Source organism: Acinetobacter stercoris (assembly GCF_900323515.1).
GTDB lineage: Bacteria > Pseudomonadota > Gammaproteobacteria > Pseudomonadales > Moraxellaceae > Acinetobacter > Acinetobacter stercoris.
This window is the reverse complement of the sequence record NZ_OOGT01000100.1, coordinates 1-13,967: the sequence shown is the minus strand read 5'-3', so window position 1 is coordinate 13,967 and position 13,967 is coordinate 1. Positions and strand designations below refer to the sequence as shown.

11 protein-coding genes and 2 tRNA genes are annotated in these 13,967 nt (G+C 36.6%); 6 read left to right on the top strand and 7 right to left on the bottom strand.

Going from position 1 to position 13,967, the window contains the following annotated elements:
• Positions 1 to 2 precede the first annotated feature (2 nt).
• Positions 3 to 182, bottom strand: coding sequence for a hypothetical protein (locus KPC_RS11350; protein WP_121974495.1), 180 nt, complete (start codon positions 180 to 182; stop codon positions 3 to 5).
• Positions 183 to 378: 196 nt separating this feature from the next.
• Complete coding sequence (locus tag KPC_RS11345; RefSeq protein WP_121974494.1) at positions 379 to 1,350, bottom strand: patatin-like phospholipase family protein; 972 nt, start codon at positions 1,348 to 1,350, stop codon at positions 379 to 381.
• A 134-nt stretch (positions 1,351 to 1,484) separates the two neighbouring features.
• Between KPC_RS11345 and chrA the strand changes: the two genes are divergently transcribed.
• Positions 1,485 to 2,666, top strand: coding sequence for a chromate efflux transporter (gene chrA, locus KPC_RS11340; RefSeq protein ID WP_121974493.1), 1,182 nt, complete (start codon positions 1,485 to 1,487; stop codon positions 2,664 to 2,666).
• Positions 2,667 to 2,713: 47 nt separating this feature from the next.
• Here the strand turns inward: chrA and KPC_RS11335 are convergent, their stop codons facing one another.
• On the bottom strand, positions 2,714 to 4,075 hold the full coding sequence (locus KPC_RS11335) for a DcaP family trimeric outer membrane transporter (protein ID WP_121974492.1): 1,362 nt from the start codon (positions 4,073 to 4,075) through the stop codon (positions 2,714 to 2,716).
• Between the two features lie 425 nt (positions 4,076 to 4,500).
• Between KPC_RS11335 and KPC_RS11330 the strand changes: the two genes are divergently transcribed.
• Complete coding sequence (locus tag KPC_RS11330; protein ID WP_121974491.1) at positions 4,501 to 5,205, top strand: nitroreductase; 705 nt, start codon at positions 4,501 to 4,503, stop codon at positions 5,203 to 5,205.
• Positions 5,206 to 5,326: 121 nt separating this feature from the next.
• Here the strand turns inward: KPC_RS11330 and KPC_RS11325 are convergent, their stop codons facing one another.
• Positions 5,327 to 6,544 carry a multidrug effflux MFS transporter gene (locus tag KPC_RS11325; RefSeq protein WP_121974490.1) on the bottom strand — a complete coding sequence of 406 codons (1,218 nt, stop codon included), beginning with the start codon at positions 6,542 to 6,544 and terminating at the stop codon, positions 5,327 to 5,329.
• 147 nt (positions 6,545 to 6,691) lie between these two features.
• Between KPC_RS11325 and yccS the strand changes: the two genes are divergently transcribed.
• The 4 genes from yccS to KPC_RS11305 all read left to right on the top strand — a co-directional run bounded on the left by yccS (position 6,692) and on the right by KPC_RS11305 (position 13,220).
• Positions 6,692 to 8,866, top strand: a complete 2,175-nt coding sequence (yccS, locus tag KPC_RS11320; protein WP_121974489.1) for a YccS family putative transporter — start codon at positions 6,692 to 6,694, stop codon at positions 8,864 to 8,866.
• An 89-nt stretch (positions 8,867 to 8,955) separates the two neighbouring features.
• Positions 8,956 to 9,516, top strand: coding sequence for a YcxB family protein (locus KPC_RS11315; protein WP_121974488.1), 561 nt, complete (start codon positions 8,956 to 8,958; stop codon positions 9,514 to 9,516).
• 153 nt (positions 9,517 to 9,669) lie between these two features.
• Positions 9,670 to 12,339 (top strand): PepSY domain-containing protein, encoded by a 2,670-nt coding sequence (locus KPC_RS11310; protein ID WP_121974487.1) that lies wholly within the window; start codon positions 9,670 to 9,672, stop codon positions 12,337 to 12,339.
• A gap of 95 nt (positions 12,340 to 12,434) precedes the next feature.
• On the top strand, positions 12,435 to 13,220 hold the full coding sequence (locus KPC_RS11305) for a YdcF family protein (RefSeq protein ID WP_121974486.1): 786 nt from the start codon (positions 12,435 to 12,437) through the stop codon (positions 13,218 to 13,220).
• Here KPC_RS11305 and KPC_RS11300 read toward each other — a convergent pair.
• From KPC_RS11300 to KPC_RS11290, 3 genes are all read right to left on the bottom strand, one after another.
• Positions 13,217 to 13,687 carry a DUF2750 domain-containing protein gene (locus KPC_RS11300; RefSeq protein ID WP_171334474.1) on the bottom strand — a complete coding sequence of 157 codons (471 nt, stop codon included), beginning with the start codon at positions 13,685 to 13,687 and terminating at the stop codon, positions 13,217 to 13,219. The genes KPC_RS11305 and KPC_RS11300 overlap by 4 nt on opposite strands.
• A gap of 33 nt (positions 13,688 to 13,720) precedes the next feature.
• Positions 13,721 to 13,796 (bottom strand) — tRNA-Val (locus tag KPC_RS11295).
• Between the two features lie 92 nt (positions 13,797 to 13,888).
• Positions 13,889 to 13,965, bottom strand: a tRNA-Asp gene (locus tag KPC_RS11290).
• Positions 13,966 to 13,967: the final 2 nt, after the last annotated feature.

Genomic DNA, 13,967 nt, shown 5'->3' with positions numbered 1-13,967 from the left:
GTTTAAGATTCAATCAAAAATAACATTTCTGCTGCAATATTTTGATAATACAATGAAAACGACTGTTCAACCTTCATTCTAATTTCATATGTATTATCCAGAGAGTTAACATCAACTATTTCAAACAGAATATCAGGATTGGTTGCTAACTTTACAACTTGACCCATTTCAAATCTTTTCATTTGTATACGTCCAATCAACCAATACTATTATTTTATCTATAAGTGATCTAGATAATCTCAGAACACTAACGAACTTCTTTACTTAGTACAATAATCACGTAAAGTAAATTTGTCGATGATATTTAGACTAAAGATGCACGAATTACATCCAGTCATTATCATAAAACTGAAAATATCAANATGTAAAAATATCACTTTAGTTCTGAACCTGAAAATTCTTTAATATTCTATTATTTGGATCTTTTTCATTGAATACCATCTGAATCATGTTTACTTGTTTCATTGCAGCATCTACACCAGCTTGCATAGTTTCCTGACGCTCTTTAGTATCAAAAATATGCGCTTTTTCTCTTAAATCCGGTTGAATAATAATATCAGCATTTTTTAATTCTTCTGATGCCAGCTTATTTTGCATGATGTTGATATTCTGATTAAACAAGCCCCAGATATTACTTGTCTGGGTATAAATTGGTTGAGCTAAAATATCTACAGCAATGATGATATCTGCCCCTAAATCACGTGCAACATCCACAGGAACAGGACTCACTAAACCACCATCTACATATTCCTTACCTTCAATTGTAGTTGGAATAAACATGCTTGGAATTGAAACCGATGCTCTTACTGCTTGACCAGTATTGCCCTGATTGAAAACAACTTTCTTACCTTCTTTTAACTCTGTAGCTACGACATACATCGGTATTCTAAGATTTTGTAGTGGAGTTTGCTCTACCTGTTGATTAATATAATTTTCTACTTTTGTTCCATCAAAAAAACCTTTCATACCAATCTTGATATCACGAACATCTCCCACTTTCATATCTAGAGCAATTTGTCGTAATTCCTCAGGAGATTTACCACTTGCATAGATAGATCCCACAATACTCCCTGCACTGGTTCCAACAATAAAATCTGGTTTAATACCATATTCTTCTAATACCTGTATTACCCCGATGTGAGCATAGCCACGAGCACCACCACTTCCTAAAACCAAAGCAACAACAGGTCTTTTTTGTTGTTGATGAATATATTCAAAAGGTTTCTGATTAAGATGAGATTCAGCTTCTTGCACAGGTTTTACAAGATTTGCCTCTGAATGTAGAGGGACTCCCTGACATCCTGCCAAAATAAGCGTAAAAATTAATGCTATTTTTTTAAGGTACTGCATCTGTTCTTAATCAATTAACTATGTGAATATTCCTGTTAAGCTAAACATAAAGAATTATTTTTTGCTGTTGTATTTTTTTAAATTGTCATATTCTAGCGATATAATCCGACTAAAATTAAAAGTTTATATATCCTATGAATACCCCAGGTTTATGGCTAATTTTCTTGACTTTTTTAAAACTTGGACTGACTTCATTCGGTGGGCCTGCGGCACATTTACATTATTTTAGACAACAGCTAGTTCAGCAAAAAAAATGGTTATCTGATGAAGATTATAACCATCTGGTCGCACTTACCCAGTTACTGCCTGGCCCAAGCAGCAGCCAAGTCGGTATTGCAATTGGCTTTATCAAGCAAGGTTATTCCGGGTCAATCATTGCATGGATCGGTTTTACACTCCCCTCAGCAATCCTTATGATCTGTTTAGGTATTTTAGATTTCCATTTTCTAAAACTATTACAAACTCCTCAGTCTATGGCTGCACTGCAAACAATTATTTTATCTGTGATTACTTTCGCTTTTTGGCAAATGTTTAAAAGTTTCTGCAAAACCACTTGGCAGTACGGATTAACGCTTTTTTCCTGCTTATTTATTTTATTGCTTTCTTTTAAAATGAATCAGTTCTTCATCATCTGTATTAGTGGCTTAATTGGATGGCTGATTTATAAATTACAAAATCAAAATTACAACAGTCCTAAGATAAAGATAGATCCTCCAAAATCAAAATCGGGGCTGATCTGGTTTGCAATTTTTTTGACTTTTTTTGTTATGTTTTTCCTGTTGAAAACCCTTTATCCCAATGTGTTTATGCATAGCATGTATAGTTTTTATTCAACAGGTTCTATGGTATTCGGTGGTGGACATGTTGTACTGCCATTGCTGCATCAGGAATTCGTGAGTACACATTTGATTCAGGCTCATATTTTTGAAATGGGTTATGCTTTTGCTCAGCTTATGCCTGGACCATTATTTACATTTGCATCCTATTTAGGAACGCAAATACCTATGACCTCTTCCCCTATTTTTAATGGATTACTAGCAACCTTATTAATCTTTCTTCCCTCTTTTTTCTTGATTTTTGCATGCATCAAATATTGGTCAAATATCACCCAAAACCTTAAAATACAATATATCGTGAATGCTATAAATGCCGCAGTCGTTGGTTTACTTTTAGCGACTATTATTCCTATGGGAATGCATAGTCTCAATCATTTTATTGATTTTGCTTGTTTTATACTATTATTTATTCTTTTACGTTTTAATGTTTCAATTTTTATAGGTTTTCCAATTATCTTTTTTATCTATTCTTTTTTATAAAAAAAATAGAGATCGTAATGATCTCTATTTTTTAATTCACATATCGATTAGAAATCGTATTTCGCCATTAAACCTAAACGGCTATCACGACCTGTTCTGTCTTTAGTTAAACCATCAGCACCTTTCACAAGGTTTGCATCACGTTCACTATAAACATACTCTGCACCTAAAGTAATCGGTTTAACTGGGTTATATAAAACGTTTAACCAGCCTTGTTGGATTTGGTCATTTTGCTTAGCTTTCGCTCCATCAGCAAAAATTGCTCCATAACCTAAAGTACTACGCCACTTCGGATTAAACTTATATGTTACACCGACAGTAAAGGCATCAAGGTCTATCAAATCAATATCACGACCGTTGTTAGTCGTGTTATATGCTAAATTATCTGAATAAAGTAAGTATTTATCATCACCTTTAACATGAGAATAATCTGCATTAAAAATGAGTTTTTCACCTAATTTATAGTTAGCACCTAAACCAACACCCCAGCTAAAATCAGTTTTATCATTATATTCAGCGGCTTTATCTATAACGACGTTATTATATGCTGTAGTATGTTTAATCACATCACTATCTAAACGAGCACGAGTTTCCTGAACCAAAGCACGAGCAGTAACTAAACCATCTCCACCAGCAAATTTATGACTGATCTTCGCTGTTGCAGATGGTAAACGGTTATCGTTACGCCCTTGCTCTAAACCAAGAGCATACTGGGTGTTTGCATCAATTTTATCACTATAGCGAACCATAGGTGTACGGAAAGTACCAATACCTAAAGGTGAGCCAAAGTCAATCATTTCTGGTTGCGTTTCTGTAGATAGGAATGAAGATGTCGTTTGACCAATTAACCAGTTGTTATAAGTCATATAAGCATGACGGATACGAACTGAGTCATTGTTACGAAAATCGATTTCGATTTTACCGCCAACATCTGCACCTTGTACTGGTGCTTTAAAATCCAAACCAATACGAGAAGCAGTAACAGCCGTGTAAAAACGGTCACTATTTGGATTTAAAATACCGTTTGCATCAGGAACACCATTTAAATCAACGGCATTTGGCTTGTTAAATATACCATTACCACCTTTGAATGCATATTCAGCATCCGCACGAACGAAACCGTATAAATTTACATTAGCACCATTTTTTGAAAACAGACCAGCTAATGTCGGTGCTTGGGCTGGAGTCTGTACAGGAGGTCTAGATTGAACCTGTTGTAGTTGAACCTGTTGCTGTTGTTGTACTTGTTGTTGTTGCGAAATAAGTGACTTTAACTGCTCGACTTCTTGACGAAGTTTTTGGATTTCCTCTTTATCCGTTGCTGCGTTAGCTGCTGTCATCATCAAAGCAGCCACTGAAAGGGCTAAGCCTTGCTTGACTAAAGATTTACGATTGAGGAACTGACTCATGTAACACTCCTAAACTTTCTTGTGTTGTCGCATCCTGTGCATTTAGAATGATTTCTAAACCCCAAAATTATCCAAAAACGTTTATAAAATCCTTTTTGGTTTAATCTCGTAGTAAATGTCATTGCTACGTGTTCAAAACAATGCACTATTAATGCTGTTAATTAATATTGTAAAAAGCTTTGAAACATAAATGTAACATAATGTGCTATATCTATACACATGTGTGTAATTTATATAAACCAAACACTTTATTAAAATCAGTTTTACCGAACGAATCTTTTTTTTCAATTCTTTTTTTAGATTAACTATTCATTATTTGATATAAATTCTTACATTAAGAGAAATATCATTTAAAAAAACCGTAAGGAACTACGACTATTGTATATAGTTTTGTCTAGGAAGTTACAAATTTATCAGGAATATTTATGCATTCTGACCAAATTCAAATTGTAGATAATGTGATTCAATCTCGTCATTCTGTTCGTGCATTTCTAAATCAGCCTGTAGAAGTTCAAACAATCAAAGATATTCTGACAGTTGCGAGTCGTGCCCCATCTGGAACAAATACCCAACCTTGGAATGTCTATGTTGTCACAGGCACAAAAAGAGATGAACTTATAAAACGTGTCAGCAATGCACAAATTGAATTATTTCAAAAGCCAGAACTTGCAGAACATTATAAAGAAACTTTTGCATATTACCCTGAAAAATGGATTTCGCCTTTTATCGAACGTCGTCGTGAAAATGGCTGGGGGCTATATGGGTTATTGAATATCCAGAAAGGTGAAAAAGAAAAGATGGCTGCGCAACAATTGCGTAATTTTCGATTATTTGATGCACCTGTAGGTCTATTTTTCACAGCGCATAAGTCATTGGGAATTGGTTCAAAAATGGATATTTCCATGATGATCCAGAATGTCATGATTGCAGCGAAGGCAAGAGGTTTGGACACCTGCCCGCAAGCAGCATGGAATCATTTTCATCCGATTGTATTAGAGGTACTTGGTGCTCCAGAGGATCAAGAACTCATTTGTGCTGTTGCTCTGGGATATGCTGACCCAAATGAGGTCGTAAATACATTTATTACCCCGAGAGAACCTGTTGAGAATTTTGCAAAATTTCTGGATTAGTATCCATTTACCAAGCAAGAGTTAGGAACCATCTATCTCTTGCTTGGCATAAGATAAATCCCACCCAAGCTTGACATATAGATCGACAACATTTGATTGGATCATAGTTTCTACCTAATTATTAAATCACTTTATTATTTGCTTTCAATCTCTTATCAACAATAAAAATAGCAAGCAAGCCTGAGCCTGTAAATAAGAACATCAAAATTCCCATATTAAATAAAGCACTCCACATCAAAAAGTTGAGCAGAATACCACCAAGCAATCCACATGCAAACTGAGCGCTCCCCATAATCGCACTGGCTGTTCCTGCACGTGCTCCTTGCTCAGACATTGCCAGAGCCATCGCATTAGGTCCAGTAAAACCAATCCCTGATACAGTCATAAACAAACCTAACATAACTAACCATAATGGAGCATAAGAAAGTAAGCTTGCAGAAAGAATAATGATAGATCCTGTAACCTGAATAAATCCACCAAGTTTTAAACGTTGAATAACGCAAAGTTGGGGGGCGAGCTTTTTATTCAATGAGGACAATAAAATAATCCCAAAAGCATTTAACCCAAAGAGATAAGCAAAATTTTGTTGACTAAGCTGATAGCCATCCATTAAAACTACAGAAGCAGAACCGATATAACAAAATAGTGCACCGCCAGTTAGACACCCTGCAAACATTGGGAACCTAAAACTTTTGTCTTTAAAGATCGAGCCATATAGTATAAGAACCTGTCCTAACGATAATTTTAAACGGCGATTTTCGGGTAAGGTTTCCTGAAAAAAGAAATGTACGCATAAAAAGCAGAACAGTCCGATAATAACCAGTGCTACAAATACAGCATGCCAACTAGAAAAATGTAATATCCAGGCCCCGATCGTTGGTGCCATAATCGGTGCTATGCCCATGACCATCATCATACTTGCAAAAGCCTGTGCAGAACCCTGTACATCCAGTTTGTCACGAATCGCTGCACGCGCCATGACCACACCCACGCATCCACCAAGCGCTTGTAAAATACGTGCTGCAATCAGACTCCACTGATCAGAAGCAAGCACGCAAAACAAACTTGCCACTGTAAATAGTGCCATACCGAAATATAAAGGCTTTTTACGTCCAATACGATCACTAATCGGACCATAGATGAGTTGTCCTATAGCCAAACCTAAAAAATAAGCTGGAAGTGTATTTGCGATTTGTTGGGTACTTACATCAAAATCATCTGCCATCTGTGATAAAGCAGGTAAATACATATCGATAGATAATGGTCCTAGCGAAGTAAACAACGCTAATAACATAATCCAGCCCGTTGAATACTGCTTTCCAGCGTTTTGCTCAGACATAGAAATATTTTTCAGTTTTAAACATCTTTGGTGCAGACAAGTTTACACCTAACATAGTATTATTTCTGCAAATCATAAGTGATTATTCACATTTACATCACAATGCTTGCATAAGTTTTAACCACCATCAACCTTAGAGATCAGACCTTGAAATCCTGGTTAACGCGGCTCAAACAAGCCACATATAACACAACATTTATGTATAACCTGCGTATGGTTATTGCCTTTAGTGGAACTGCGTTTGTCCCTTATTTTCTTGGTCATCAATTGATGACAATTCCTTTAACATTGGGTGTGGTTGCAGCAGGTTTAAGTGATATTGATGATCGTTTTTCTGTTCGTATCATGAATCTGGTTTATACCTATATCGGATTTTTTGTTACAGCAGCGTCTGTGCAACTATTATTTCCCTACCCTGTTTTATTTGCAATCGGGTTGATCGCATCCTGTATTGGCTGGATTTTACTTGGCTCACTAGGTCGCCGTTACGCTACGATCTCCTATGGCTGTCTAGTCGTTTCAGTATATTCCATGCTTGGTGTCCACCTGTTTGAACACTGGTATACACAACCTGTATTACTGGTTACTGGTGCAGCATGGTATGGTGTAATTTCAACTATTAGCTTTTTGTTATTCCCTGTACGCCAGGTTCAGGACAAGCTTTCACAATGCTACTCGTCACTTGGCGATTTTCTTTTTGCAAAATCCAACCTGTTTGATGTCGATATGACAGCAGATAGTTATCAGCAGAGCATGATCAGTTTATCCTTGGAAAATGGCAAGTTAGTTGGCATTTTCAATGACATGAAAACTGCTCTTCTAACTCGTCTCAAGGGTGACCGGGGTCAACAGGATACGCGCCGTAGTTTGCAATATTATTTCGTTGCACAGGATATTCATGAACGAGCAGATTCAGCACATATTGACTATCAAAAACTGGCAAAAATATTTGAACATAGTGACATCCTTTTTCGTTTTCAACGTATCTTGTCTTTGCAAGGTAAAGCTTGTAAGGATTTAAGTGACAGCATTTTAAATCGTGATAAATACCAACATAACAGCCGCTTCGAATACGCTTTTGCAAATCTAAGAAAATCACTGGAAAAATTACGACATGATCAGGCTTATGATCAGATTTGGGTGAATGCACTTTTTTCACTTTATCAAAATTTAAAAGCAATCGACGCCCAGCTACGTAACGTCGAAACTGTACGTAATATCAAATTGGACAAATCCAAACATATAGAAAATCAACTCAAAGATGATGATTTAAAAGGCTGGGATGACATCATTGTCCGTATCAAACAGAATCTGACACCAGAATCAGTTCTATTCAGACATGCTATACGTGTTTCTATCGTCTTGTTAGTTGGATATATCTTTGTTCAACTCACCAATATCCAATACGGGTATTGGGTACTATTAACAGCACTTTTCGTTAGCCAACCGAACTTTAACGCCACAAAACGCCGATTAAGACTACGTATTTTAGGTACGCTGGGCGGTATTATTATTGGGTATGCTATTTTATATTTTGTTCCCTCTGTCGAAGGACAATTGGTTGTATTGGTATTAAGTGGCGTTCTCTTTTTTGAGTTACGAAGTAAACAATATGCCCAAGCCACTGCTTTCATTACTATATTAGCATTGATGAATTTCAATCTGGATGGTCTAGGCTTTTCTGCGGCTTTGCCACGTATGATTGATACCATCATCGGATGCGGACTGGCCTGGTTAGGTGTAACTTTTATATTTCCAGACTGGAAATTCCGTCGTTTACCACGCAGTATCAATCGCTCTTTAAATGCCCAATGCAATTATCTTGCGGAAGTCGTCAATCAATATCATCAGGGGCGTAATAATGGCCTGAACTATCGAATAGTACGCCGTGCCGCACATAATACCGATGCAGAAGTTGCTTCACTTATTTCAACTTTGGCTACAGAACCAGATATTGAACAAACACAAAAATCTCTGTCATTTGAGTTCTTATGCCTAAATCACACTTTCTTAAGTTATATTGCTGCTCTTGGAGCACATCGTGACAAAGTCGATGATCCTGAAATTTTAAGCCTACTTGATCAGGCTCTAGATGATATACAAGGTGCTCTGTTGAGAGATGAAATGCCTGATCTTACCGCACATAATATGCTACAAACTATCCGTCAAAGACTGAATCAATCTCCAGATGAGTCACCTAAGTCTCTGATTATTTTACAGCAGCTTTCCCTTATGTTTAGTATTTTGAAACCATTTAGCACATTGAAACAAAGCTTGAGTCATGACCGTGACGACAAAGCAACCGAACTTGGTTCTCTTTAAAAAATGGCTTGTAAATTGGTACAATATACTCACTGATAACATTCATTTAATGCTAAACTCTGTTTAGTTTTACATTTACTTTTGACACTATGACCGCGAAGAATATTTACGCTTATACTCTACAACCCGTCCCGTATGAAGTTTCTGAAGCAGAACAACGTCATGCACAACTTTTAATTTGGCGTAGTACCAATAAAATTGGAACTAAGGCATGGGCGATTATGGGCGTTATTATTGCGCTGTCGCTGCTTGGGATCATTTTTATTAAGAATTACTCTACGATTTTATTCTGGGTAATGATTGCCTGCGTCATCATTTACTACCTGCTTCGTCGATTTGGTTTGGAATGGTATGTAAAACGCAAAATGAATGAATACCCTACCCAAGACATCAAAGGCATTAAACTGGGTGTACAACCTCACGGTATTGTTATGCGTCAGCAAATGGGCATTCAGGAAGGCGTTGGAACTATTGGGTGGAAAGACATCTATGAATGGTATAGCACTCCTGACTTTTTACTGGTAAATTTCAAAGTCAAAGGTCAACAAGGTGCTTATATCCTGCCAAAACGTATGGATAGTAAGAATTTTTCTTTCGAAACTATTCGAAAGCACCTAAATGAAACTGTAGGCGCACCTAAAGTTCTTTAGTTTTAATAAAAGCCTCCTTAATTGGAGGTTTTTTTTATGGCTTCAAAATAGTTCAATAATGATAATGAGAATGAATATTATCTTCAAAATCCATTTTTTGTTCTTAATATTGCATTATAATTACAAACGACAATAAACTAACTTTTTATCATCATGTTAAAGAAAACCTTTTTCCAAATACACTGGTTTCTTGGAATTACTGCTGGTCTAATTCTATCAATCATGGGTGTAACAGGCGCAATTTACTCCTATGAACAACCACTACAAAAATGGTGGGATCATGAAAGCTTTTATGTACAAGCTGAAAATAAGGCCAAACTCACTCCAGCTGAAATTTACCAGCATTTTCAAACTGTTTCACCAGAGATAAAGATCAATAGTATTACAGTATCCAAAGAGCCTACTGAAACAACAACTGTAAATATTGTGAAAGAAGGTGCCAGAAAAGGCTATAACATGATGGTTAATCCTTATAATGCTGAGGTTTTACCTGATATTCAAAGCCGAAAATTCTTTATGTTTATTCAGGATATTCATCGGACATTAACAGCCGGTGAAGTTGGTAAACAAATTACAGGTGCATCTACTTTAATGCTCCTGTTTTTCATTTTCAGTGGTATATATCTACGCTGGCCTAAAAAGCATTCTTTACGCCAATGGTTTGCAGTAAAACCTCAGCTTAAAGGTCGTAATTTTATTTGGGATCTGCATGCTGTTGTAGGTACGTGGGTTGTTATTTTCTATCTGATTCTTGCTTGTACTGGTCTATTCTGGTCATATGACTGGTGGAGAAGCGGAATGTTTAAAGTTCTAGGGGTAGAACGTCCACAACCAACTCTACAAGAAGGAAGACCTCAAGGGAGAAATAATCCTTCACACAATAACGATCAGCATCAGTTAAACAACTCAAATCAAACGGTTAGCTCTCGAGCAAATATTCGTTCAGAACAAAAAATACCTGAACAGAATGAACATTCCAGTCATGCTGAAAAAACCTCAAAAAGAGGTTTGTCTCCAGAACAAATCAATACTGCACTCACAGCGTCATGGACTGCCGTCAACACCAAGTTGGAACGGGATTATTCATTAGTCACATTTACTATCCCTAAAAAAATGGATGGGAAGTTAGAGATTTCCTTTGCTGATGTAATTCCACAACATGAACGTGCACGCAATAAAGCAACCTACGACTATCAAAAAGGGCACTTTGAAAAATTGGATTTGTATGCTGACAAAAAACTCAATGAAAAAATCATGAGTAGCATGCTTCCTGTACATCGGGGTAGCTTCTTTGGTCCAATTATCCAGTTTTTAGTCATGCTTGCAGCATTAACCATGCCTCTTTTCTTTATTACAGGATGGATGCTGTATTTAAAACGTCGCAAGCAAAAGAAATTAACCCAACAGGCACGTGAAATCACACCTTTAACTGATATTGATAGCAGCAAATCTCCATGGTTAGTTGTCTATGCATCACAAACTGGTGTTTCAGAGCAACTTGCTTGGCGTACTGCTGCTAGTTTACAGGAAGCTCATCAACCTGCATCAGTTAAAGCTATTCAACAACTTAGCATAAATGACCTGCAACAAAACTCCCAAATCCTTTTTGTCGTTAGCACTTATGGAACAGGTGAAGCTCCTGATCTCGCCTCTGGTTTTGTCAAAAGGATCATGTCCCAACGAATAGATTTAAAACACTTAAATTATGCAGTCTTAGCACTTGGTTCAAAAGAATATTCTGATTCATATTGTTATTTTGGTCATCAGCTCGATGACTGGTTAAAGGATAACGGTGCTCATGCATTATATGATCTGATTGAAGTCGACAATGCCAATACTGCGGATATTCAAAAATGGAACTCAGCATTAGCTGAATATACTGATCTTGAACTACAAAGCATGTCGATTGAAAAAATATTCGATGAGTGGATAATGATCAAGCGTGAACTACTTAACCCAGATAGTCTTGGTGCACCAGCTTATAATCTTGAATTTACAGCCTCACACGAAACAGCATGGAAAGCAGGTGATATTGCTGAAATACAGCCTGGTAACAGCTCAAATCGTATAAAAAAATTCCTGGAAAAACACAATATTGCAGCAGAAAGCATGATCAACTCATTTAATCTGCCTATTCAGGATGTTTTATGGGATAAAGATCTAACGGTCAATATTGAACCATATAATAATCTGGATGAACTAATCCAACAGCTCCCTACTCTTCCTTCTCGCGAATATTCTATTGCCAGTATTCCATCACAGCAGATTTTAAGGCTGGTAGTCAGACAACAAATTGATGATACAGGTGAGCTAGGTTTGGGATCTGGCTGGTTAACTGCCCATGTTCAGCTTCAAGATAGAATTGCATTACGTATTCGTAGCAATGAATCTTTTCATTGTATTGAGGATGATCGTCCAGTCATTTGCATAGGTAATGGTACTGGTATAGCAGGCTTGATGAGCATATTAAGTGAACGTATTGAATATAATCATACAAATAACTGGTTAATTTTCGGAGAACGTCAACAAGAACATGATTATTTCTTCAAAGCTACTGTCCAGGCTTGGCAAAATACAGCCATGATTAAACGTCTGGATTTAGCTTTTTCTCGTGATCAAGCAGAAAAAGTCTATGTACATCATAAACTCAGAGAAAATGCTGAAATACTCAAACAATGGATCGGTCAAGGTGCTGTTATTTATGTCTGCGGCAGTATCAAGGGAATGGCTACAGATGTTGATCAGGCATTGAATGATATATTAACTGAAACTGTTGTTGAGGATTTAAAACAGACAGGTCGCTATAGAAGAGATGTTTATTAAAATAGCTCAGACCGAACCTTAGTGTTCGGTCTTTTTATATTCATACCCCATAATTTTATGTACACTATTTCAAACAATATCAAATTATTTGGAATATGAATTTAGCATCTGTTTTTCGCTGGATACTCTTACTGATCGGACTTCTGTTATTTATAGATGGTTTTTATCTGATTAGCTTGAAAAAAATTCATTTAGGTACTGTCTTGCCTTTGCTGATAGGACTAGCATTTTGTATTTATGCCATTTGGCATAAAAAAATTCAAATATTCCTCACTAAGCATCCTAAGTTGAACAAGTTATGGAAAACTGGAATCATTTTTTTCAGTCTTTGGATCATCAGTTTATTTAGTTTCTTTTACTATATTCAAAACCACATTAAATTTCAGAGTGATCGACAAAATCTTGATGCAATCATCGTATTGGGAAGTGGTGTAACCCAAGGCAAACCATCAGATACATTAGCAAAACGGCTAGATCAAGCTGCAATAGTGGCTCAATCCAACTCTAATGCACTGATTATCTTAACTGGAGGTTTAGATTTTGGAGAAAAGGATACCGAGGCTGAAGTCATGGCACGCTATTTACAAGAATCTTATCACTTAGACCCGCATAAAATAGCATTAGAAGATAAAAGTACCAGCACAGAGCTGAATTTAAAAAATAGCCAATCCATTTTAAAACAGCATGGGCTAAACCTAAACTCAAACATAGCTATTGTAACCAGTGATTTTCATACTATTCGGGCTGCCGCAATTGCAAAAAAACAGCACTACACTCACGTTGACATGATCAGTGCACCTACGCCATTATTAACCCGCTATAATGCCTGGTTACGAGAGTATTTTGCCTATATCAGTGGATGGGTACTCAATGAATATTAATGATGAATTCTAACCAGTCTCGGTAATGGTAAAATCTTTTCAAAGAACAAATGTGGTTCTTTTCTGCTTAAAAGATAAAGATACTTTTTTAAATCCGACAACAACTTTATTGCATCTGCTGAAATATATTTACCTTCTAGATTGAGATCAAGCATCAACACCATTCTCTGCTTTCGTAGGAATGGCAATGTTTGTTCAATAAACTCTAAAAATGCAATTTCTCTAACTTCAAATTCAGCCCATTTTCCCTGTTGCATTACTCTTGCTAAAGATTCAGACTGCCAGATTGATAATGCATATGTTCCAGACTCAGTTGCTGATACTGACCAGCCATCTTTATAAAGTGAAAATACTTTCGCCTGATGACAAATTTTATCTAAAAACTGCAAATAAGCATCTAAAGGAGAAGTCTCAACAGGAATAGATGTAACTAATGACGAATTTCGTCTTAAATAAGGGTTTTTCATAGTAATTATAAATATAAAAAAATTATAAATATATGGTGGGCGCTGACGGGATCGAACCGCCGACATTCTGCTTGTAAGGCAGACGCTCTACCAACTGAGCTAAGCGCCCTAATGAAAAATAGTGTTGCTATTTTTATAATGCAAAAACAATCAAATATTGCTATTACATTTTTCACACTCATGATCAGGGAATCAAGAGAATGGCGCAGCGGACGGGACTCGAACCCGCGACCCCCGGCGTGACAGGCCGGTATTCTAACCAACTGAACTACCGCTGCAC

What these genes read in the sequence shown, in the direction of transcription:
- KPC_RS11350 (WP_121974495.1), bottom strand. Translation starts at nt 182, where the DNA reads ATGAAAAGATTTGAAATGGGTCAAGTTGTAAAGTTAGCAACCAATCCT.
- KPC_RS11345 (WP_121974494.1), bottom strand. Translation starts at nt 1,350, where the DNA reads ATGCAGTACCTTAAAAAAATAGCATTAATTTTTACGCTTATTTTGGCA.
- chrA (WP_121974493.1), top strand. Translation starts at nt 1,485, where the DNA reads ATGAATACCCCAGGTTTATGGCTAATTTTCTTGACTTTTTTAAAACTT.
- KPC_RS11335 (WP_121974492.1), bottom strand. Translation starts at nt 4,075, where the DNA reads ATGAGTCAGTTCCTCAATCGTAAATCTTTAGTCAAGCAAGGCTTAGCC.
- KPC_RS11330 (WP_121974491.1), top strand. Translation starts at nt 4,501, where the DNA reads ATGCATTCTGACCAAATTCAAATTGTAGATAATGTGATTCAATCTCGT.
- KPC_RS11325 (WP_121974490.1), bottom strand. Translation starts at nt 6,544, where the DNA reads ATGTCTGAGCAAAACGCTGGAAAGCAGTATTCAACGGGCTGGATTATG.
- KPC_RS11315 (WP_121974488.1), top strand. Translation starts at nt 8,956, where the DNA reads ATGACCGCGAAGAATATTTACGCTTATACTCTACAACCCGTCCCGTAT.
- KPC_RS11310 (WP_121974487.1), top strand. Translation starts at nt 9,670, where the DNA reads ATGTTAAAGAAAACCTTTTTCCAAATACACTGGTTTCTTGGAATTACT.
- KPC_RS11305 (WP_121974486.1), top strand. Translation starts at nt 12,435, where the DNA reads ATGAATTTAGCATCTGTTTTTCGCTGGATACTCTTACTGATCGGACTT.
- KPC_RS11300 (WP_171334474.1), bottom strand. Translation starts at nt 13,687, where the DNA reads ATGAAAAACCCTTATTTAAGACGAAATTCGTCATTAGTTACATCTATT.